Source organism: Nocardia sp. 852002-51101_SCH5132738 (assembly GCF_001665695.1).
GTDB lineage: Bacteria > Actinomycetota > Actinomycetes > Mycobacteriales > Mycobacteriaceae > Nocardia > Nocardia nova.
Window position 1 is genome coordinate 21,066 of the sequence record NZ_LZML01000107.1, and the last position, 19,696, is coordinate 40,761.

Annotated in this window: 18 protein-coding genes; 8 read left to right on the forward strand and 10 right to left on the reverse strand. The window is 68.3% G+C overall.

The window, feature by feature from the left end:
* Positions 1–29: 29 nt before the first annotated feature.
* The 4 genes from A5789_RS16000 to A5789_RS16015 all read right to left on the reverse strand — a co-directional run bounded on the left by A5789_RS16000 (position 30) and on the right by A5789_RS16015 (position 3,862).
* Positions 30–389 carry a hypothetical protein gene (locus A5789_RS16000; RefSeq protein ID WP_064927289.1) on the reverse strand — a complete coding sequence of 120 codons (360 nt, stop codon included), beginning with the start codon at positions 387–389 and terminating at the stop codon, positions 30–32.
* Between the two features lie 150 nt (positions 390–539).
* The gene (locus tag A5789_RS16005; protein WP_064901800.1) at positions 540–2,777 is read right to left on the reverse strand and encodes a cation-translocating P-type ATPase; all 2,238 of its coding nucleotides are present in this window, start codon (positions 2,775–2,777) and stop codon (positions 540–542) included.
* On the reverse strand, positions 2,774–3,655 hold the full coding sequence (locus tag A5789_RS16010) for a hypothetical protein (protein WP_063009319.1): 882 nt from the start codon (positions 3,653–3,655) through the stop codon (positions 2,774–2,776). Before A5789_RS16010 ends, A5789_RS16005 begins: the two co-directional genes overlap by 4 nt.
* Positions 3,656–3,862, reverse strand: a complete 207-nt coding sequence (locus A5789_RS16015) for a heavy-metal-associated domain-containing protein (protein ID WP_030515214.1) — start codon at positions 3,860–3,862, stop codon at positions 3,656–3,658.
* Between the two features lie 285 nt (positions 3,863–4,147).
* Here A5789_RS16015 and A5789_RS16020 point away from each other — a divergent pair, with 285 nt between their 5' ends.
* Positions 4,148–5,074 carry a 4-(cytidine 5'-diphospho)-2-C-methyl-D-erythritol kinase gene (locus tag A5789_RS16020; RefSeq protein WP_030515215.1) on the forward strand — a complete coding sequence of 309 codons (927 nt, stop codon included), beginning with the start codon at positions 4,148–4,150 and terminating at the stop codon, positions 5,072–5,074.
* Positions 5,075–5,143: 69 nt separating this feature from the next.
* Here A5789_RS16020 and A5789_RS16025 read toward each other — a convergent pair whose 3' ends face one another.
* On the reverse strand, positions 5,144–6,076 hold the full coding sequence (locus A5789_RS16025) for an LLM class flavin-dependent oxidoreductase (protein WP_227463028.1): 933 nt from the start codon (positions 6,074–6,076) through the stop codon (positions 5,144–5,146).
* A gap of 638 nt (positions 6,077–6,714) precedes the next feature.
* Here A5789_RS16025 and A5789_RS16030 point away from each other — a divergent pair.
* A complete protein-coding gene (locus A5789_RS16030; RefSeq protein WP_064901799.1) occupies positions 6,715–8,517 on the forward strand; it encodes an ABC-F family ATP-binding cassette domain-containing protein in 1,803 nt (600 codons plus the stop codon).
* Between the two features lie 38 nt (positions 8,518–8,555).
* Here A5789_RS16030 and A5789_RS16035 read toward each other — a convergent pair whose 3' ends face one another.
* From A5789_RS16035 to A5789_RS16045, 3 genes are all read right to left on the reverse strand, one after another.
* On the reverse strand, positions 8,556–8,888 hold the full coding sequence (locus A5789_RS16035; protein WP_063009323.1) for a hypothetical protein: 333 nt from the start codon (positions 8,886–8,888) through the stop codon (positions 8,556–8,558).
* Between the two features lie 68 nt (positions 8,889–8,956).
* Positions 8,957–9,901 (reverse strand): Abi-alpha family protein, encoded by a 945-nt coding sequence (locus A5789_RS16040; protein WP_228795192.1) that lies wholly within the window; start codon positions 9,899–9,901, stop codon positions 8,957–8,959.
* Positions 9,892–11,214, reverse strand: coding sequence for a hypothetical protein (locus A5789_RS16045; RefSeq protein WP_082856617.1), 1,323 nt, complete (start codon positions 11,212–11,214; stop codon positions 9,892–9,894). The genes A5789_RS16040 and A5789_RS16045 overlap by 10 nt, the downstream gene beginning before the upstream one ends.
* A 419-nt stretch (positions 11,215–11,633) precedes the next feature.
* Between A5789_RS16045 and A5789_RS37870 the strand changes: the two genes are divergently transcribed.
* Both A5789_RS37870 and A5789_RS16055 read left to right on the forward strand, forming a co-directional pair.
* Positions 11,634–12,506 (forward strand): DUF4393 domain-containing protein, encoded by an 873-nt coding sequence (locus tag A5789_RS37870; protein WP_030515219.1) that lies wholly within the window; start codon positions 11,634–11,636, stop codon positions 12,504–12,506.
* An 89-nt stretch (positions 12,507–12,595) separates the two neighbouring features.
* A complete protein-coding gene (locus A5789_RS16055) occupies positions 12,596–13,156 on the forward strand; it encodes a nuclear transport factor 2 family protein (RefSeq protein ID WP_036524295.1) in 561 nt (186 codons plus the stop codon).
* 209 nt (positions 13,157–13,365) lie between these two features.
* Here A5789_RS16055 and A5789_RS16060 read toward each other — a convergent pair whose 3' ends face one another.
* The gene (locus A5789_RS16060; protein WP_064901798.1) at positions 13,366–14,985 is read right to left on the reverse strand and encodes a peptide chain release factor 3; all 1,620 of its coding nucleotides are present in this window, start codon (positions 14,983–14,985) and stop codon (positions 13,366–13,368) included.
* A gap of 109 nt (positions 14,986–15,094) precedes the next feature.
* On the opposite strand from A5789_RS16060, the gene A5789_RS38580 reads away from it, so the two are divergent.
* From A5789_RS38580 to A5789_RS16075, 4 genes are all read left to right on the forward strand, one after another.
* Positions 15,095–15,340 (forward strand): 1-acyl-sn-glycerol-3-phosphate acyltransferase, encoded by a 246-nt coding sequence (locus A5789_RS38580; protein WP_369828782.1) that lies wholly within the window; start codon positions 15,095–15,097, stop codon positions 15,338–15,340.
* 278 nt (positions 15,341–15,618) lie between these two features.
* Positions 15,619–16,227 carry a 50S ribosomal protein L25/general stress protein Ctc gene (locus A5789_RS16065; protein ID WP_063009327.1) on the forward strand — a complete coding sequence of 203 codons (609 nt, stop codon included), beginning with the start codon at positions 15,619–15,621 and terminating at the stop codon, positions 16,225–16,227.
* 35 nt (positions 16,228–16,262) lie between these two features.
* The gene (pth, locus tag A5789_RS16070; RefSeq protein WP_063009329.1) at positions 16,263–16,841 is read left to right on the forward strand and encodes an aminoacyl-tRNA hydrolase; all 579 of its coding nucleotides are present in this window, start codon (positions 16,263–16,265) and stop codon (positions 16,839–16,841) included.
* A gap of 25 nt (positions 16,842–16,866) precedes the next feature.
* Positions 16,867–17,973, forward strand: coding sequence for an ADP-ribosylglycohydrolase family protein (locus tag A5789_RS16075; RefSeq protein ID WP_064901813.1), 1,107 nt, complete (start codon positions 16,867–16,869; stop codon positions 17,971–17,973).
* Positions 17,974–17,976: 3 nt separating this feature from the next.
* On the opposite strand, the gene A5789_RS16080 is transcribed toward A5789_RS16075, so the two are convergent.
* Positions 17,977–19,623 (reverse strand): fatty acyl-AMP ligase, encoded by a 1,647-nt coding sequence (locus tag A5789_RS16080; protein ID WP_063009333.1) that lies wholly within the window; start codon positions 19,621–19,623, stop codon positions 17,977–17,979.
* Positions 19,624–19,696: the final 73 nt, after the last annotated feature.

Genomic DNA, 19,696 nt, shown 5'->3' on the forward strand with positions numbered 1-19,696 from the left:
TAAAACCTGAACCGCGGTTAACGTCAAGATCAGGCAGCGGACCCGGGCAAAGGTGTGATGATCACATGCGACTCGGATCGTGTGGGCGGGAGTCCGCGGTCGGCAAGTCTTGTGACCGGGGTGCCGGCGCGGCGGTGGCGGGTGATCAGGACCGAGTAGGCGCAGAGGGACGCCATCACGGTGAATCCGCCGCTGACCAGTATGTTCTTATTTATCGAATTGCCGCTGACGAAGGGCGTGCCGATGGCGAGGAGTATCGAGCCCACCGCGCACAGTGCCAGGCTCGCCCGGAAGACCTGCTGTCTGTGGTCGTCGAGGGCGCGTGCGAGAAACATCGCGGCGATGCTGACGAACCAGATCACCAAACCGATCCCGAACAGGATGCTCATGTGGTCCCTGCCTTGTCCTCGTGCGCGGCCGGTCGCTGGGAAACAGGCCGACGCGACAGCGCATTCTTCTCTTCGGACGGAAAGTATGGCGGACCGGGGCGGGAACGCCGAATGTCCCGTCCGATCGGACGGGACATTCGGCGGATTCGTTCAGCGGAAGCGCCGCAGGCGCAGGCTGTTGCTCACCACGAACACACTCGACAGGGCCATGGCCGCACCCGCGAGCATCGGGTTGAGCAGTCCGGCCGCCGCCAGCGGAATCGCCGCCACGTTGTAGCCGAACGCCCAGAACAGGTTGCCCTTGATGGTGCGCAGGGTGGCCCGGGAGAGCCGGATCGCCGTGCCGACCGTCCGCAGATCGCCGCGGACGAGCGTGATGTCGCCGGCCTCGATCGCCACGTCGGTGCCGGTGCCCATCGCCAGGCCCAGGTCGGCCTGGGCGAGGGCGGCCGCGTCGTTGACGCCGTCGCCGACCATCGCGACGACCTTGCCCTGATCCTGCAGGCGCTTCACCACGTCGAGTTTGTCGGCGGGCAGCACCTCGGCGATCACCTCGTCGATGCCGACCTGATCGGCCACCGTGCGCGCGGTCGCGGCATTGTCACCGGTCAAGAGCACCGGCGTCAGTCCCAGCGACCGCATGTCCGCGATGGCCTCGGCGCTCGAGGCCTTGATCGCATCGGCGATGACCAGCACACCGCGCGCCTGCCCGTCCCAGGCCACCACGATCGCCGTACGCCCGGCGGTCTCGGCTTCGGACTTGGCCTGCGCCAACGACTCCGGCAGCGGGATCGACCAATCCGCGAGCAGTTCGGTGCGGCCGATCACGACCGCGCGCTCCCCGACCAGACCCTGCACGCCCTTACCGCCGTGGCTCACGAACTGCTGCACCGGCTCCTCGGCCAGACCCTGTTCGGCGGCGCCCCGCACCACCGCCCGGGCCACCGGGTGTTCGGATCCGTGTTCCACCGCCGCGGCGACGGCCAGCAGCTCGTCGCGATCCTGGCCCTCGGCCGGGATGACCTCGGCCAGCGACATGGTGCCGGTCGTGACCGTTCCGGTCTTGTCCAGCACGACGGTGTCGATGCGCCGGGTCGATTCCAGCACCTGCGGACCCTTGATCAGGACGCCGAGCTGGGCGCCCCGGCCGGTGCCGACCAGCAGTGCGGTAGGTGTGGCCAGGCCGAGCGCGCACGGGCAGGCGATGATCAGCACCGCGACCGCCGCGCCGAAGGCCACCGCCACCGCGGCGCCGCTGCCGAGCCAGAAGCCCAGTGTGGCAACCGAAATCGCGATCACGATCGGGACGAACACGCCGGCGACCCGGTCGGCCAGCCGCTGCACGGGCGCCTTGCCGTTCTGCGCCTCTTCCACCAGTGCGGCCATCTGCGCCAGCTGGGTGTCGGCGCCGATCCGGGTGGCCCGCACGGTCAGCACCCCGCCGGCGTTGACGGTCGCGCCGATCACCGGATCGCCCGGGCCCACCTCGACCGGCACCGATTCACCGGTCAGCATGCTCATGTCGATAGCCGAATTGCCGTCGGTGACCACACCGTCGGTGGCGACCTTCTCACCCGGACGCACCAGGAACACATCGTCGACGCGCAACTCCGACACCGGAATTCGGTGTTCGACGCCGTCGCGCAGTACCGCCACATCCTTGGCGCCGAGTTCCAGCAGCGCTCGCAGTGCCGAACCGGCCCGCTCCTTGGCACGGGTCTCGAAATACCGCCCGGCCAGGATGAAGACGATCACACCGGCCGCGACCTCGAAGTAGATGTTCGACGCCGACGCGGAGCGCTCGACCGCGAAGCTGAAGCCGTGCTTCATACCCGGCATTCCGGCATCGCCGAAGAACAGCGCGTACACCGACCACGAGTAGGCCGCCAGGGTGCCCAGCGAGATCAGGGTGTCCATGGTGGCGGTGGCGTGCCGGGCGTTGATCCACGCGGCGCGATGGAAGGCGGCGCCGCCCCAGAACACGACCGGCGTGGCCAGCGTCAGCGAAAGCCATTGCCAGTTCCGGAATTGCAGCGCCGGAATCATCGCCAGGGCGATGACCGGAAGCGCCAGCGCGAGGCTCACCAGCAGCCGATGCCGCAGTTGCCGTAGCGGCGAATCGGTGGAAACCTCTTCGGCCGCAGCGGTGTGCGCGGGACGCGTGTCGTGGACGGTGGCGGTGTAGCCGGTGTCGACGACACGTTCGATGAGTTGATCCGGCGTCACCGTTTCGGGGAAGCTGACCTTCGCCTTCTCGGTGGCGTAGTTGACCGTGGCGGTGACGCCCTCGATCCGGTTCAGTTTCTTCTCGATGCGTGCGGCGCAGGAGGCGCAGGTCATGCCACCGATATCCAGCTCGACGGAGCGCTCTGTCGTGGGCGCGCTCATTGGTGACCTCCTCCGTGCTCTCCGTTGTTGTGCTCGTTGTCGTGGTGCCCGCTCTGCTGCCCGGTTACCGCCTCGGCGGTGAATTCCGCCGTGTGAACCGCGCCGCCGTGGGCGAAGTCCAGGTAGAGCCGGAAGGCGCCGGTACTGGGCGCTTGGGCATGGAAGGCGACCCGCGGCCCGGCGGGTGTCGAGCCGACCTCTCCTTCGGGATGAACATGAAGGTAGGACAGATCGTTCCCGCGCAGTGCGACCAGATGCCCGTAGGCACCCAGATAGGGTTGCAGATCGGTGACCGGCCGCCCGTCGCGGGTGACGGTGAATCCCACCTCGCCGCCGGCGGTCGAGAGATCGCCGTCCATGCGAACCTGGTAGCCGTCGACGGTGGTGGTGCGCGAGACCGGCGGCAGGGGCCGATCGGCGGTCGCGCCGGTCACGGTGACGGTGCGGCTGAGTACCAGTTCATCCGGCGCCGCCGTGGGCCGGGAATCGGCGAAGATGCGATAGGTGCCCGGCTGGGCCCACGTCCAATCGATCGACCAGGTGCCGGTGTCGTCGCGGACCGGGTGCACGTGCCGGTATTCGGTGGTATCGGAGCGGACGGCGATCAGATGCAGGTCCTGCTCGTGCAGATCGGTGTACTGGGTGACCGGTGCGCCGTCGGGGCCGGTGATCCGGAATCGGAGGGTGCCGGGGGTCCGAGGTTCGGTAGGTGCGCTCACCTCGGAGAGGGTGTATCCCTCCTGGGTGGCCTGAAGTCCGGTGCCGTGGCCGGGGGCCGGCTCGGCCGGATCGCCCACCAGGGCGCCGATGCCGAGCGCGGCCCCGAACAGCACGACCAGTCCGCCGCCGAATGCCGCGAACTTCAGTCTGTCGTTCATTCAGCTCGCCACCTGATATCCCGCCTCGTCGACGGCGGCGACGACCTCGGCGTCCGTCAGCGGTGCGGCGGATTCGACCTGGACGCGGCCGGAGGCGAGGTCTACGTCGACGCTGGTGACGCCGTCGATCTTGCCGATCTCCTTCTGCACCGACGCCACGCAGTGGCCGCAGGTCATCCCGGTGACGGTGTAGGTGCTGGTAGCCATGATCGCTTCCTTCGCTCGGTCTTATACGGTGAGGGGGTATCCCCTGACATCACCGAACATACCCCCCATGGGTACCCGGCGCAAGGGGGACGACGGGGAATTTCGCCCGCGGTGGCGCGCATCTCCGGCGACACCCGTCTGCGCAGGTGATCGGCCTGGCGTCGGCCGGCAATTCGGCGTCGGCTGCCTGGCGCGGCGGCCGGTGTCCGGCGAGTCCCCAGCTGCGGGAGCCCCGCGTCGCGCGGCAAACCGACCGTTTGCCGCGCGGACGGATAACCTAGCCCCGTGCTGTCTGTAGTACCCAGTTCCGTGGTCGTCCGCGCCCCCTCCAAGGTGAACCTTCATCTGGGGGTCGATGACCTGCGTAGCGACGGATACCACGAACTGACCACGGTCTTCCAGGCGTTGTCGCTGGCCGACGATGTGCGGATCGCTCCGGCCGGATCGCTGGCCGTGACCGTGCACGGGGAGGGCGCCGCCCAGGTGCCCACCGATCGCACGAACCTGGTGTGGCAGGCCGCCGTCCGGCTCGGACATCTGGCCGGCCGCGCTCCGCTGGTGGAGATCGAGATCGAGAAGGGTATCCCGGTGGCCGGGGGGATGGCCGGCGGCAGCGCGGATGCCGCCGCGACGCTGGTGGGGCTCAACGAATTGTGGGGGCTGGAGATGTCGCGCGACCAGTTGGCCGAGGTCGCGGCCGAACTCGGCAGCGATGTGCCCTTCGCGCTGCACGGCGGCACCGCACTGGGCCGCGGCCGTGGCGAGAAACTGCTTCCGGTGTTGTCGCGCAACACTTTTCACTGGGTGCTGGCATTGGCGAAGGAGGGGCTGTCGACGCCGAAGGTGTTCGGCGAACTGGACCGGTTGCGCGAGAACGGCGATCCGCCGCGCCTCGGCGACCCGCAGGAATTGCTGCAGGCGTTGGCCTCCGGCGACCCCACCCAGCTCGCGCCCCTGCTCGGCAACGATCTGCAGGCCGCCGCCCTGTCGCTGAATCCGGCCCTGCGCCGCACCCTGCGTGCCGGCGTCGAGGCGGGCGCCCTCGCCGGAATCGTCTCCGGTTCGGGGCCCACCTGTGCCTTCCTGTGCGGTAGTGAGGACGATGCGGTGGAGGTCTCGGCCGAACTCTCCGGCGCCGGGGTGTGCCGCAGCGTCCGCACCGCGACCGGTCCGGTGCCCGGTGCGCGTGTGCTGGCCGACGGGCGTCACTGACCGGACGTGACGAGCCGGCGCCGATCGTCGCGTGCGGGTCGGCGCCGGCCGGTAGCTACGTACGACCGTTCAGCTGAGAGTGTCGGCGAGGCGGTCGACCTGTTCCGGGTCTCGCCCGTAGCAGTAGAAGATCACTTCGTCGGCGCCCAGATCGGCGAATTGCTTTGTGACCGTGCGGATCTGCTCCGGTGTGGTGAGCATGCCCTCGACCATGTTCGCGCCGTAGTCGCTGAAGGCGTAGTACGCCGACATGGCGGCGCGGGCGTCGTCGATGACGTGCCGCGGACCCAGGGCCACGTTGACCTGCGCGACGATGCGCGGTGAACCCGGGCGATCGTAGTCGCGCCAGAACCGCCGCACGGTGTCGAACAGGCCCGGCGCCCACGAGGGTGCGGCCGCGGCGAGGAATCCGCCGCCGCAGCGTGCGACGCGTTCCAGCGCGGCGGGCTGGAATCCGCCGAACAGCAGTTCCGGACCGCCGGAGGTGTGCGGCAGCGGGCCGATCGCGGCGCAATTCTCGCTGTAGGGTTCACCGGACCAGAGTCTGCGCATCGTCGCGATCTGCTCGTCCAATCGCTTTCCGCGCGTGCGCAATTGCGTCCCGGACGCTTCATGGTCGTCGGCGCGGCCGCCGACACCGAGCCCCAGGGTGAATCGGCCGCCCGAGAGCCGGTCGAGGGTGGCGACCTGTTTCGCGAGCAGCGCGGTCTCCCGCAGTGGCGCGAGGAGCACTTCGGTCTGCAATCGGATCCGCTGCGTCGCACCGGCCAGATGCGCAAGTGTCACAAGGGGTTCCGGATTGTCGTAGACCAGTCGATCGAGCAGTCCGAGGGTGGAGAACGGGCCCGATTCGGCCCGCTCGGCCCATGCGACGAGTGACTGTGGGGCGGCGATCGGCAGCCCGATGCCGACCTTCACGCCGTGGGCTGTGCGCAGTGCGTCCGGCTGCCCGGAACTGTCGCCGGACGACGAGGTGGCAATGGCGGATGACGAGTCGGTCATGAGAATCCTCCGAATGTGGGGTCGGCAAATCAGCGCCGCCCACTCCGCGCCCTCACGAGGCGGGGCTCCGCACTACGGCCATACTTCTGGAGAGCCCATTTGGATTGCCCGCAGAGTACCTATGCCTCAACCTTTTTCGCAACCGCGATCCATGTGTGGAGCCACGCGGTACCGCTGCGGTTCGGTCCGTCGGCAGGGGAGGGAAACGGCCACACTGGGGTGGCTGCGGGTAAACGCGAAGCCGAGATCTGCGTGCATGTGGTGACCGCGTCGCCGCCCGCGTGCGTGGCCTCGAGATCGGCATACGCCTGTGGCTGGGGGACCGGTCTGCGTGGGCTCCGAGATCGGCGTGCTGGTGTAGCCGGAGGCCGACCCGCGCGTGCGGTCCGCGTCTCCCGCGAGCTCCATGGAACGCACCGCCGGTGGTCGCCGTCAGGGCGGCGTATTCGGAGAGCGCGGGCTCGCGCCCGGCTCACCCGCGCCGGAAGTGCGCACCCTCGTGCCGTAACCTTCACGGGTGAAGCCGACGGGCGTGGTCCCGCCGCTGCGGGAGCGCAGCCGGCGCGCGCGACGCGGCCGGATCCGCCGAGCTCGTGGCACACCCGGAGGCCCCGCCATACTCGGAGAGGACTGACCCCTTGGCGAATCTGATCAATCTGGAGCAGGTCCACAAGAGCTTCGGAATCACCCCGCTGCTGGACAATGTGTCCCTCGGCGTGCAGGAGGGTGAGCGGATCGGGGTCGTCGGTCTCAACGGCGGGGGGAAGACCACACTGCTCGAGGTGCTGACCGGGCTCGAGCAGCCCGACAGCGGGCGGGTGAGCCGGATCAACGGCCTGCGCATGGCGGCGGTGACTCAGCGCGGTGTGCTGCCGGAAGGGGCCACCGTCGGCGAGGTGGTGCTGGCCGGGCTCGCCGAGGACGCGCGCACGGACGGCGTCGCCGAACACGAGTGGGCCGCCAATCCGCGCATCCGCAGCGTGCTCGACGGTATCGGCATCGCGGATCTGGGCATGGACACCTCGGTCGCGAATCTGTCCGGTGGCGAGCGCCGCCGTGTGGCGCTGGCCGCCGCGCTGGTGCGCGAACTTGATCTGCTGGTCCTCGACGAGCCCACCAACCACCTCGACGTCGAGGGTGTGCAGTGGCTGGCCGAACATCTGCTGGGGCGCCGCAGCGCACTCGTGGTGGTCACCCACGATCGCTGGTTCCTCGACACCGTCGCCACCCGCACCTGGGAAGTGGTGGGCGGCAAGGTCGAAAGCTATGAGGGCGGCTACAACGACTGGATCTTCGCCCGCGCCGAGCGGGCCCGCCAGGCCGATGCCACCGAGGCACGCCGCCGCAATCTGGCCCGCAAGGAATTGGCCTGGCTGCGTCGCGGACCGCAGGCCCGTACCTCGAAGCCACGCTACCGAGTCGAGGCCGCCGAGGCCCTGATCGCCGATGTGCCGCCGCCGCGCGACACCGTGCAGCTGGCCTCCTTCGCACGGAAACGCCTGGGCCGCGTGGTGATCGAACTCGAGGACGCCACCCTCACCACCCCCGACGGCCGCGAATTGGTGCGCGATCTGACCTGGCGGTTGGCGCCGGGAGAGCGGGTCGGCCTGGTCGGGGTGAACGGATCGGGCAAGACCACCCTGTTGCGCGCTCTCGCCGGTGACGCGGAACCGGCGGCCGGTAAGCGGATTCAGGGCCAGACCGTCCGGATCGGCTGGCTGCGGCAGGAACTCGACGATCTACCCACCGACATGCGGGTGCTGGAAGCGGTGTCCGATGTCGCCGAGCGAACCTGGCTGGGAGACAAGGAGATCAGCGCCGGGCAGCTCGCCGAGCGGCTCGGATTCACACCGGCCAAACAGCGCACTCCGGTCGGTGACCTGTCCGGCGGTGAGCGCCGCCGCCTGCAACTGACCCGCATCCTGATGAGTGAGCCGAACGTCCTGCTGCTCGACGAGCCCACCAACGACCTCGATATCGACACCCTGCAGCAACTCGAGGACCTGCTCGACGGCTGGCCCGGCACCCTGGTCGTGATCAGCCACGACCGGTATCTGATCGAGCGCATCAGCGACTCCACCTGGGCGCTGTTCGGCGACGGCAAGCTCACCAACCTGCCCGGCGGGATCGAGGAGTACCTGCGTCGCCGCGCGGCCCTCGCCGACACCGCGCGCCGCCCCACCGGAACCTCCACGCCGACCGAAACTTCCGCTCCCGCAACCGATTCCGCCGCCTACCGCGCCGCGCGCAAGGAGTTCGGCCGGCTGGAGCGGACCCTGGAGAAACTCGGCGAGCGGGAGGAACGCCTGCACACCGCACTGGCCGAAGCCGCCACCGATCCGGAGAAGCTGGTGAGCCTCGGCGCGGAACTGAAGCAGGTGCAGGCCGAGAAGGAATCAACCGAGATGCGCTGGTTGGAACTCGCCGAAGAGGTGGGGTAGGCAGTTACGACCGTCGGCGGCGGCCGGGGCCTCCGGCCTCACCACAGGTGCAGGAAGTCCCGAACGTCGTCGTATCCGTCGAGAGCCCGGCCGTCGACATCCGAAGGGTCCGCTTCGGCCCGGGCCGCAAGGGATTTCACCAGCGCCACGGCGTCGACACCGAGGTGGCCGAATCGTCGCGCGGTGTGCCCCAGGCACAGTACGGCCAGCCCGAGCAGTGGACTTCCCGAGACTGCGCGCGTCCCGACCTGCATACACCAGTGTTCGACAAAATCTCGGTCCTCGTCGTTCAACGCGCTTCCGACCAGGACGTCCGCGGCCTCCCCTTCGGCGGTGCGATCGCGCAGGGCCCGCTCCAATGTCTCGACCACGACCGCATGCGGTAGCGCGGGCGGGTTGTGGAATGTCCGATGAGTGTGCGCGGTGGTTCTATCGCGTTTCAGAGCGCGTGGCCCAGTGGCGGCACCGGCAGGCACGCACAGGTGAAATCCGTGCCGAACGAGGTGAGCGCGATGCTGCGGTAGGCGACCTTGGTGCCGAATCCGCGCTTGAGCAACCGCCGCACCTCGGGCTGTGATTCGAGCAACTGATAGCGGGCCGGGTTGTCCAGTTGATCGCCCTCGACGGTGATGAGGCCGAGGCGGCGCAGATTGGTCAGATAGGTGATCGCCCGGTCGGGGAAGCGCAGCGCCGCGGTCTCGCCGATCAGCGACATGCCGACCTCGATGCGCTGGGTGCCCGAACTCAACGGCCGCCCGGTGCGGATGTCGAGCGCCGGCTGCGGCCCGTCGAGGTAGAGGAAGCGCAGGATCCGGGCCTCGTCGGGAGCCAGTTCGGCGAGGATGCGCGCGAAGGCCGGATGGTCGCTGTCCTCGCAGTGCACATCGGCCGAGCGGCGCAGCAGTTCGGCGCCGCGATCGCGCAGGCTCGGCGCCGAGCCGGTGGGGGCGCCCGCGGGTGCGGCATCGATACCGAGCGCCCGCCGCACCGAGTCGCGAACCTGCTCGCCGGCCTCGGAGAGCACATGCCGCGGCGGCTGCCCGGACATGCTGCCGCGCACCACCGTGGCCGTCACCCCCACTGCGGTGCCCAGGCCCCAGGCCGCGGCCTCGGTCACCGCGGAGAGCGCCACCCGCACCACACCGGTCGTGGTGCGCACGGGACCCGCCCAGCCCGGGCGGGCATCCTCGGACAGCATCAATTCGGCCGACCGGCGCGCGACGAGGTCGGTGGAGCGTGCGTCCGGGTCGGGGAAGACCGTCTCGATTTCGGTCGCACCGGTACCGGCCGCCGCGTCGGCGCCGGATTCGGCCACCACCTCGGCGTATTCGATCGAAAACTCGGCGCCGTCACCGGTTTCCGGCGCGGATCCGCTCACAGCCATACGTTCGCTACTTCCGTTCCGAAGATCAGAAGATGAGCGTAACCGGCGATGAGCCCCAGCACACCGCCATGGACGAACAAAAGCCACTCGTCCTGTTTGATCGCCGCGCGCAGCATGTCGACGAAGTCCGGCGGTTTCAGCGCCGCCATCTGCTTGGCGATGTACTGGCTGACCTGCCGGCTCTGCTGGGCGTTGAATCCGGGATCGGCGAAGGCGGCCGGTGCCAGCGATTTGGCCTCGTCGGTGAAGCGGTTCTGCAGGGTCGCGTAGTCGCGACTGCCGATCACGAACTTCAGCGCCCCCCGCATCGGCCCGAGCGCGCGGTCGGTGGCCGGGCGCAGGGTGTCCTCGAGAACCTGCATGGTGCGGTCCGAGCGCGGGCCGTTCAGCAGTTCGTCACCGACATTGGCGATCGTGATGATCTGGGTGGCCACCAATTCGGCATAGCCCTCGGTGATTTCGGGCTGCCGCTTGATCAGCAGACCCTGCCGCCACGGGCACCACCACTTCGGATAGGCGGGTTCGAAGATCATGTTGAGCCCGATCCAGTTGACCACCCAGCCGATGATCACACCGCCGACCGGCAGCACCACCAGCGGCGACCAATGCGTCAGATGCAGCACCGCGACGAGCACCAGACCCATCGGCGCGCCGAAATAGAAGCCGAAGTTCTGCATGAACCGCAACTCCTTGGCGCCCAGCACCTGAAATACGGTGTTGAGCAACTGCGGCCGCGATTGGAAATATCGGATCACCATCTGTTTGACATCGAGCAGTTGTTCGATGTTCGACCCGAGTTCGTCGGTCAGTTCCTTGAGGATATCCGGAAGTTGTTCCCGGACCCGCTCGTGTACCAACTCCCGGACCTGCGCGGGCAGGTTGTACCAGAGCTGCGGATGTTCCCGGCGGGCAATCTCCTCGACGATGTCGCGGATCTGCGACTGCGCCATATCGGTCAGATGCGCGGCCAGTTCATCGGGCTCCAGTTCGCGATAGAAGTCGGCGACGCTGCCGAGTTTCGAGAGCCCTTTGTCGACCGCGATCGAGGCCATCTTGTCCGCGCGCGAGGGCACGATTCCCTGCCAGCCCATGCGGCCGTCGTACTGCAGCAGCGGCAGCACCTGAATGCGCTTGGGAAGATAGGGGAACAACCATTTCAGACCCGGTACCCGAAACCCGTGAAAGCGTAGCGGCTTGAACAGCATCAGGATGCCGGTCCAGTTGGTGATATAGCCGATGACACCCGTGAAGAGGGGGATCGTGATCAGTTCCAGCAAAATCGTCGGGTGAAAACCCAGCAAACTATCCAGCACGACACCCTCCTGCCGACCCCTTACCGGTGACCGCCGTCACACCGGCACTACAACGTACCCCGTCGGCCAGGCGAACCTTACTGTGAATTCCGGAAACGGGTCCAATTGGCGGCTGTAGCGACGCGGCCGGAGGCGGCAGCCTGCGTAACCACGGAGGCCGCCGCGGAAGTCGCCATCCAATTCGGGTTGGAAGCCGCTACACGGTAGCGTATCGGCGGAGACTTCGATCACATCGTGCGATCGGAATGTCGCACCGGACAGCGGCAGCCGCAAGAATGACCGGAACCACATTCATGCCGCTATCGCTGTGCGGGTGTCGGCGCTCATGGCCGAGAGCCGCCGAACATGGCCGGTGGCCTTCGGGGTGCGGTAAGAATATGTGAGCGGATTCGTTCACCTGGCGATATTCGGAGAATGACGTGACAGACGACAGGACCGGACAGGATGTGGTCCGACCCGGTTCCCGCGCTGTGGAACGCAGCTCGGACGTGGAGAAGCGGCAGATCAGCAACGAAGCCCGCATGATCCGCGGCGTCTTCCGGGCTGCCGGCCTGGCAGCCGGGACCGCGGTCCGCGGCGGCCAGTGGGCCGTCGGCACCGGTCTGGAGGTCACCAAGCAGATCGCCCAGGCCGCGCTGGACGGCGAATCCTCCACCGAGATCGCCGAACGCACCGGAGCCGCACTGCAGTCCGTCGCCCGCAGCGTCCTCGGCGTCACCGAGGGTTCGGTGCGCGAGATCGTCAGCTACGTCCCCACCAACGGCCAGGCGCCCGGCCCGTCGACCGGCGGGCTGGTCCGCTCCTCGACCCTGGTCGATCTGCGCCGCCGCGGCGACAATCTGCTCGCGCGCTCGGCCGATGTGTACTTCACCGAGGAAGTCCATCCGGCCTACGACCGCATTCTCGATCAGCTGTCCTCGGACGAGGCGCGGATTCTGCGGTTCATGGCCATCAACGGCCCGCAGCCCTCGGTCGACGTGCGCACCAACCGGCCGCTGGGGATCGGTTCCGAGCTGGTCGCGGGAGATCTGACCTCGGTGCCGGAGCAGGCCGGCGTGCGGTATCCGGACCGGTCGCGGCTGTATTTGATCAACCTGAACCGGCTCGGTCTGCTGACCACTTCCGACGATCCGGTGGTGTTGAGCCGTTATATGGTGCTCGAGGTCCAGCCGATCGTGGAATCGGCGCTCAAGCAGGCCGGCCGGGTGCCCAAGATCGTGCGAAAGAGCTTGCGCCTCACCGAATTCGGCGAGGACTTCTGCAAGACCTGCTTCACCATCAACGGGTCCTGACCCGCGGCCGCCGGTCAACGCTGTGTAGCGATACGATACAGATTTTCCGATCTGCGCAGATTCGCCGGATCCGGTGGGATTGTTGAGGTATGGATTCCGATGCCGTCTCCGCGATCAGCCGGCTGAAGTTCCGGTACCTGAGAGCACTCGACACCAAATCGTGGGAAGACTTCGCCGACACGATGATCCCGGAGGCGACGGCGACCTACAGCGAGTACCTGCAGTTCGAGTCGCGTGATGCGTTCCTGGCGTTCATGCGCAATACCCTCGGGCCCCACGTCATCACCGAACATCGGTGCGACCATCCCGAGATCGATATCGACGGCGATTCGGCGACCGGCACCTGGTACCTGGCCGACACCGTGCTCATTCCCGGTCACAACATGCTGCTGCGCGGGGCGGCGTTCTACAACGACCGGTATGTGCGCTGCGACGACGGCCAGTGGCGTATCGCCCACACCGGATACGAGCGGACCTACGAGGTGGTGCTGTCGCTGTCGGACCTGCCGAGTCTGCGCCTGACCGCCAGCCGGTGGGGCGTGATCACCGGTGAACCGGGTTCGGTGCCCGATATCCCGGCCGTGGTGTCGAATATCGAGGACACTCCGGGCGGGTCGGTCGAGGAAGAACCGGACGAGGCGATCGGCTGAGTTTTCGGCGACGGCTTCGCCGACGCGGGTTTTCGGCCCCCTGGGCCTCGATTTTTCCCTCCTCCGCTCAGTCGCTGCGCTCCCTCGCTCCGTCAGTCCAAAATCGAGGCGGGCCGAAAACCACCAAGGTCTACGATGCGCCAATGGTGAACCGGCCAGTACCGGTTCATCGGCGATCTGGCGGGGCCCTGCGTGATCCGGCCACGCAGTCAGTCCGCGGTCGCGACGAGGGGTTCCAGGGTCAGGCCCGACATTTCCTTCTCGATGTACTGCAGCCGCCACTTGTCGCTGAACAGGGCCAGGATCACGCCGTCGGTGCGGGTGAAGACCTCGACACCGCGCTGGCGGTCCAGCTCCGGCGAGGAGGCGGCGTCGGTGCGCCGGGCCAGCTGATAGGGCAGGAAGTCCAGCTGCGTTTCGACGTTGAATTCGGCCTGCATGCGGGCGGTGACCACCTCGAACTGCATCGGGCCGACCGCCGCCAGCACCGGAGAGGCGTCGCCGCGCAGATCGTTGCGCAGCACCTGCACCACGCCCTCGGAGTCGAGCTGATCGATGGCCTTGCGGAACTGCTTGTACTTGCCCGCGCTACGCGCGCGCAGGGTGGCGAAATGTTCCGGCGCGAAGGACGGAATCGGCGGGAACTCCACCTTTTTGTCCACGAACAGCGTGTGCCCGGGGGCGAGGGCGGTCGCGTTGACCAGACCGACCACATCGCCGGGGTAGGCGGTGTCGACGGTGGCGCGTTCGCGGCCGAAGACGGTGAGCGCGTATTTGGTCGCGAACGGGCGTCCGGTCTGGGCGTGCGTGACGACCATGCCGCGCTCGAATTCTCCGGAGACGATGCGCATGAACGCCAGCCGGTCGCGATGCGCGGCGTCCATACCGGCCTGCACCTTGAAGACGACCGCGCTGAACGGGTCGGCCGGCTGTCGCGGTGCGCCATCGACGTCGGCGCGCGGGCCGGGCGGCGGGGCCAGCGCCACCAGGGTGTCGAGCAGTTGGCGCACGCCGAAGTTCAGCATCGCCGAGGCGTAGATGACCGGTGAGGTCTGCCCGGCGAGGAACAGTTCCTGATCGTGGTCCTGGCCGGTGGCCGAGAGCAGTTCGCTCTCCTCGGCCGCGGTCTCCCACGGTTCGCCCTCGCGAGCGGCGGCCTGCTCGGGCGAATACGACTCCTCCGGCGCGATGGTCGCGCCACCCGCGGTGCGGGTGAAGTGGATGTATTCGGTGGCGGCGCCCTCGGGACCGCGGCGCAGCAGGCCGCGGAAATCACCCGCGATGCCGACCGGCAGGAACAGCGGCGTGGGGGTCAGGCCGATTCGCTCGCTGATCTCGTCGAGCAGTTCCAGCGGCGCCCGTCCCGGGCGGTCCCACTTGTTGATCACGGTGATCACCGGGATGCCGCGGTGGCGGCAGACCTGGAACAGTTTGAGGGTCTGCGGCTCCAGGCCCTTGGCGGCATCGATGAGCATGACCGCGGCGTCGACGGCCGTCAGCACCCGGTAGGTGTCCTCGGAGAAATCGGAGTGGCCGGGCGTGTCGACCAGATTGATCACGCACTCGCCGTACTCGAACTGCAGCGCCGTCGAGCTGACGGAAATACCGCGTGCCTTCTCCATTTCCATCCAGTCGGAAACGGTGGATCTCCGGCCGGATTTTCCGTGGATGGCGCCGGCCTCGGAAATCATCTTCGCGTGCAGGGCCAGGGCCTCGGTGAGCGTCGATTTACCCGCGTCGGGATGGGAGATCACCGCGAAGGTGCGCCGCCGTTCCGCCTCCTGCGCCACCCGCCCGGATGTGGTCGTGCTGGCTGAGGGGGAATTCACCGATCGGCTCCTCTTCGCGGGACAGGGCAAAGCATCAGAATACGGGAACAGGCCCGTCCGGCCCGCGCCGGGCGGCCAGTGCCGTGGGGAAAGCCGCCGGTCAGGGCCGGTGTGCTGGGCATCCGGTAGGTGCCAGGTCAGTCGGCCGGGTGTCGGGCGACCGTTCGCAGCACCAGCCGGCGCGGCGGTCGAGATTCTGGAATCCGGCGGGGTGTGGGGCATTCATCCGGAAGGGACCCGCTCGCCGGACGGCCGGGTCTATCGCGGCCGCACCGGGGTGATCCGGGTGGCGATGCGTTCCGGCCGCCGCTACGTGGATTGCCATGCCGCGCACTTCCGCGCCGAATCCGCCTGAACCGGCCGGGGCCGACGATGGACCGGTGTCCGTTCGGCGTGCAATACCGCATCGGGGTGCGGCGCGGAAGCGGTTTCCGCTACATGCTATTGTTCTCAGGTTGTCTCGGCGAGGGTGTCGCACCCAGTGCACACCGTGATCGACGCGGCTCGGCTTCCGGCCGTTGTCGTGCGGTCATCGCCCGACGAGCAGACCCTTTCGCCAGGGCCGTCCGAATCAGGACAGTACCTGGCCAGCACACCGTCCGCCCCGGAAAGCCGTAGGAGAGTATTTCAGTCATGTCCGACGTCAGCGTCCTCGCAGCTCAGACCCGCACCGAATTCGGCAAGGGCGCCGCGCGCCGCACCCGTCGCGACGGCAACGTTCCCGCCGTCCTGTACGGCCACGGTGAGGCGCCGAAGCACCTGGCGGTCAACGCCCAGGCCTTCGCCGCGATCCTGCGCGAGCACGGCACCAACGCCGTGCTGGAGCTGGAGATCGACGGCAAGAAGGAGGTGGCGATGACCAAGTCGGTGGTCGTGCACCCCATCCGCCGCTACATCGAGCACGCCGACCTGCTGATCGTCAAGCGCGGCGAGAAGGTCGTCGTCGACGTGCCGGTCGTCCTCACCGGCGATGCCGCCGCGGGAACCCTGGTCACCCAGGAGGCTACCGTGCTGTCGGTCGAGGCCGAGGCCATGAAGCTGCCCGAGTCCATCGAAATCTCGATCGAGGGCGTCGAGGCCGGCACCCAGATCACCGCCGGCGAGATCGAACTGCCGAAGGGCACCACCCTGGCCGGTGACCCGGAGGCCCTGATCGTCAACATCATCGTCGCTCCGGCCGCCGAGGCCGTCGAGGGCGAGGGTGCGGGCGAGGCCGAGGGTGAGGCCGAGAGCGCCGAATAATTCGGTCGCTCAACGGATTTCGATGACGGAATCTGATGACGGAATCTACTGCCCCCGCGCTCGTGGTGGGCTTGGGTAATCCTGGGCCCGAATACGAGCGCACCAGGCACAATGCCGGTTTCCTGGTCGCCGATGTGCTCGCCGAGCGCATCGGCGGCCGGTTCACCGTGCACAAGAAGTCGGGCGCCGATCTGCTCGAGGCCCGGCTCGACGGGCGCAAGATACTGCTGGCCAAGCCGCGTACCTACATGAATCTGTCCGGCCGCCCCGTCGCGGCGCTGGCCCGGTTCTTCTCGGTTCCGCCCACCGAGGTCATCGTCGTGCACGACGAACTGGATCTGCCCTTCGGCAGCATCCGGCTCAAACGTGGTGGCGGCGAAGGCGGTCACAACGGGCTGCGTTCGATCTCGAATGCCCTGTCCACCAAGGACTATCTGCGGGTCCGGTTCGGCGTGGGCCGCCCGCCCGGCCGGCAGGATCCGGCCGATTTCGTACTCAAACCGTTCTCCGCGCCCGAGCGCAAAGAGGTTCCGGTGCTGGTCGAACAGACCGCCGACGCGGTGGAGTTGCTGTTGCGGGTGGGGCTGGAAACCGCCCAGAACCAACTGCATTGAGCGATCTCTGCGAAGATCGGTGGCCGTGCAGGACTACACGACGATTTTCGATCGGTATCGGGGCACGCTACTGGGCGGGGCGGTCGGTGATGCCCTGGGCTGGCCGATCGAATTCCTGAAGCTGGAACAGATCCGGGATCGGTTCGGTCCCGACGGGCTCACCGGATTCGCCCCAGCGGCAGACGAATCCGCGCCCCGGCAGATCACCGACGACACCCAGATGACGCTGTTCACCGCCGAGGGGCTGTTGCGGTGCGTGCCGGGTGCGGATCCGGCACCCGCTCTGCGTGGTGCCTATCTGCGCTGGCTGCGGACCCAACGCGAACACGCGCCCGACGCACGCCCCGACGGCTGGCTGGCGAGTCTGCCGTATCTGTACGCGGTGCGCGCACCGGGCAACGCGTGCATGGGCGGGCTGAATCGGCAGGCGCGGAGCTATCGCGAACCCCATCCCTTCGGCGTCCCGGGTCCGGTGAACGAGGACTCCAAGGGTTGCGGGACGGTCATGCGGTCCGCCCCGTTCGGATTGGCCGCCCTCGGACCCGAGGCCGCCTTCCAGGCGTCGGCCCGGTGTGCCCAGCTCACCCACGGCCATCCCACCGGATATCTGGCCGCCGGCGCCTTCGCCGCGCTGATCGACCGGCTCGTCAACGGCGCCGATCTGCGAACCGCGGTGCAGGACACCACGAGTCAGGTGGAGGCGGTCGCCGGTGGTGCGGAAACCGCCGCCGCCCTGCGCAAGGCCGTGGCCACCGCGGACGCGGGGCCCGCCACCTCCGAAGGGGTCGAACAGGTCGGTGCGGGCTGGGTGGCCGAGGAATGCCTGGCCATCGGCGTCTACTGCGCGCTGGACGCCGAGCGGACCGGGGACCTGCGCCGCGCATTCCTGTTGTCGGTCAACCACTCCGGCGATTCCGATTCCACCGGTTCCGTGGCCGGCAACATCCTCGGCGCCCGTCACGGCCTCGACGCGCTACCGCTGGATTGGTGCGGTGCGGTCGAGGGCCGCGACGATCTGGCCCGCGTCGCCGACGATCTGGTCGCCGCCTTCGTGTACCGCGACCGGACCCCGCTCGGCGACCGCTATCCGCTGGACGCCTCGGAAGATCCGGTACCGCAGCAACTCTCGTGACGATCAGTTCAGGTGCGCCGCGGTGGCCGAGCGGCGCAGCTTCCCCGAGGACGTCTTCGGCAGCGCTCCCGGGCCCAGGACGGTGACGCTGCGCGGGCGGGCGCCGACCGCGCTGAAGACCTCGTGGACGACCTCGTGCTCGATCCGGCGCACCACCTCGGGATCCTGGAAGTCGTTGCTCTCCACCACGACCGCGAAACTCTCGCGCTTCTGCCCGGCGTCCAGGCGGACCGCGACCGCGTTGCCCGGCCGCACGCCGGCGACGCGCAGCGCGGCGCGTTCGATATCGGTCGGGAAGATGTTGCGACCGCCCATGATGATCACGTCCTTGATCCGGCCGCAGACCACCACCGAACCGTCCTCGGTCACATAGCCGATATCGCCGGTGTCGAGCCAGCCCTCGGCGTCGCGCGCGGGCCGGAAACCCTCGACGGTCACATAGCCCGCGGTGACCGCGGGTCCGCGCACCTCGAGCACACCCACGGTTCGGGTCGGCAACGGCCGGTGCTCGTCGTCGACCACCCGGATCTCCAGATTGTCCACCGGTCGGCCGAGCAGAGGCAGGCGGCGCAGATTGCCGTGGTGGGCCGGCGCATCCGTCACCGGAACCGCCTTGCCGAGCGCTTCGAGCAGATCCGCGTCGACGAGGTCGACGACCTGCCCGACGCCCGGATCCGGAATCGACACCGCCAGTGTCGTTTCGGCCATGCCGTACACCGGCGTGAGCGCGGACGCGCTGAGCCCGAAGCGTTTTCCGGCCGCGGCCAGGGCCTCCATGGTGTCGGGATCGACCGGTTCGGCGCCGTTCCACATGTATCGCACACTGCTCAGATCCACGCTCCCGTCCTCGGCGCGCGCCAAGCGGCGGGTCAGCAGCGAATAGGCGAAATTGGGTGCGGCGGTGACCGTTCCGCGGTACTTCGAGATCAGTTCGGCCCACAGGATCGGCCGCCGCAGGAAGTCCATCGGCGTCACACAGACCACCTCGGCGCCCAATTGCATCGGGACGCTGAGGAATCCGACCATGCCCATATCGTGGAACAGCGGCAGCCAGCTGACCATCACGTCCTGATCGAGCTGGAACTTGACCCGGTCGAACATGGCGTAGGCGTTGACATAGAAGTTCTCGTGCGTGATCCGCACCGCCTTCGGCGATCCGGTGGAACCGGATGTCAACTGCTGCAGGGCGATATCGGAGTCCTCGGTCGGCACCGGATCGGTATCGGATCCGGTGGCCAGGTCGTCGGTCAGGACCACGGTGATACCGCGTTCGGCCAGCAGCGGCGCCGCCACCTCGAACGGCGCGCCCAGCACCACCGCGCGGGCGTCGATCATCCGCAACACCGTCTCGGTGTCGCGGGCCCACAACTGCAGATCCGTGCGCGGCGTCGGCTGATGCAGCATGGTGATCGACGCCCCGCGCATCCAGATCGCCTGGCAGGCCGGCGCGATATCGGCGGGCATACCCGCCAGCACGCCGACGGCGTCGCCGTGCTCGATCCCGGCCGCCGCGAGCCCGCCCGCCATCCGTCGCGCGAGGCGGTGGATCTCGTCCCACCCCCGGCGTAGCGGCGCCTCCGGCTCCCCGGTGATCAGCCCCCGGCGGGAACGTTGTGCGGTCGCGAACATTTCCTCGGTGAACCGGCTCACCCTCGAACTCCCGTCTCCACCCGACCGGCGGTCGGCACATCTGCACTATCTCGGTGCGCGGGCGCGGCGTTAG

What these genes read in the sequence shown, in the direction of transcription:
- A5789_RS16000 (WP_064927289.1), bottom strand. Translation starts at nt 389, where the DNA reads ATGAGCATCCTGTTCGGGATCGGTTTGGTGATCTGGTTCGTCAGCATC.
- A5789_RS16005 (WP_064901800.1), bottom strand. Translation starts at nt 2,777, where the DNA reads ATGAGCGCGCCCACGACAGAGCGCTCCGTCGAGCTGGATATCGGTGGC.
- A5789_RS16010 (WP_063009319.1), bottom strand. Translation starts at nt 3,655, where the DNA reads ATGAACGACAGACTGAAGTTCGCGGCATTCGGCGGCGGACTGGTCGTG.
- A5789_RS16015 (WP_030515214.1), bottom strand. Translation starts at nt 3,862, where the DNA reads ATGGCTACCAGCACCTACACCGTCACCGGGATGACCTGCGGCCACTGC.
- A5789_RS16025 (WP_227463028.1), bottom strand. Translation starts at nt 6,076, where the DNA reads ATGACCGACTCGTCATCCGCCATTGCCACCTCGTCGTCCGGCGACAGT.
- A5789_RS16040 (WP_228795192.1), bottom strand. Translation starts at nt 9,901, where the DNA reads ATGGCTGTGAGCGGATCCGCGCCGGAAACCGGTGACGGCGCCGAGTTT.
- A5789_RS16055 (WP_036524295.1), top strand. Translation starts at nt 12,596, where the DNA reads ATGGATTCCGATGCCGTCTCCGCGATCAGCCGGCTGAAGTTCCGGTAC.
- A5789_RS16065 (WP_063009327.1), top strand. Translation starts at nt 15,619, where the DNA reads ATGTCCGACGTCAGCGTCCTCGCAGCTCAGACCCGCACCGAATTCGGC.
- pth (WP_063009329.1), top strand. Translation starts at nt 16,263, where the DNA reads ATGACGGAATCTACTGCCCCCGCGCTCGTGGTGGGCTTGGGTAATCCT.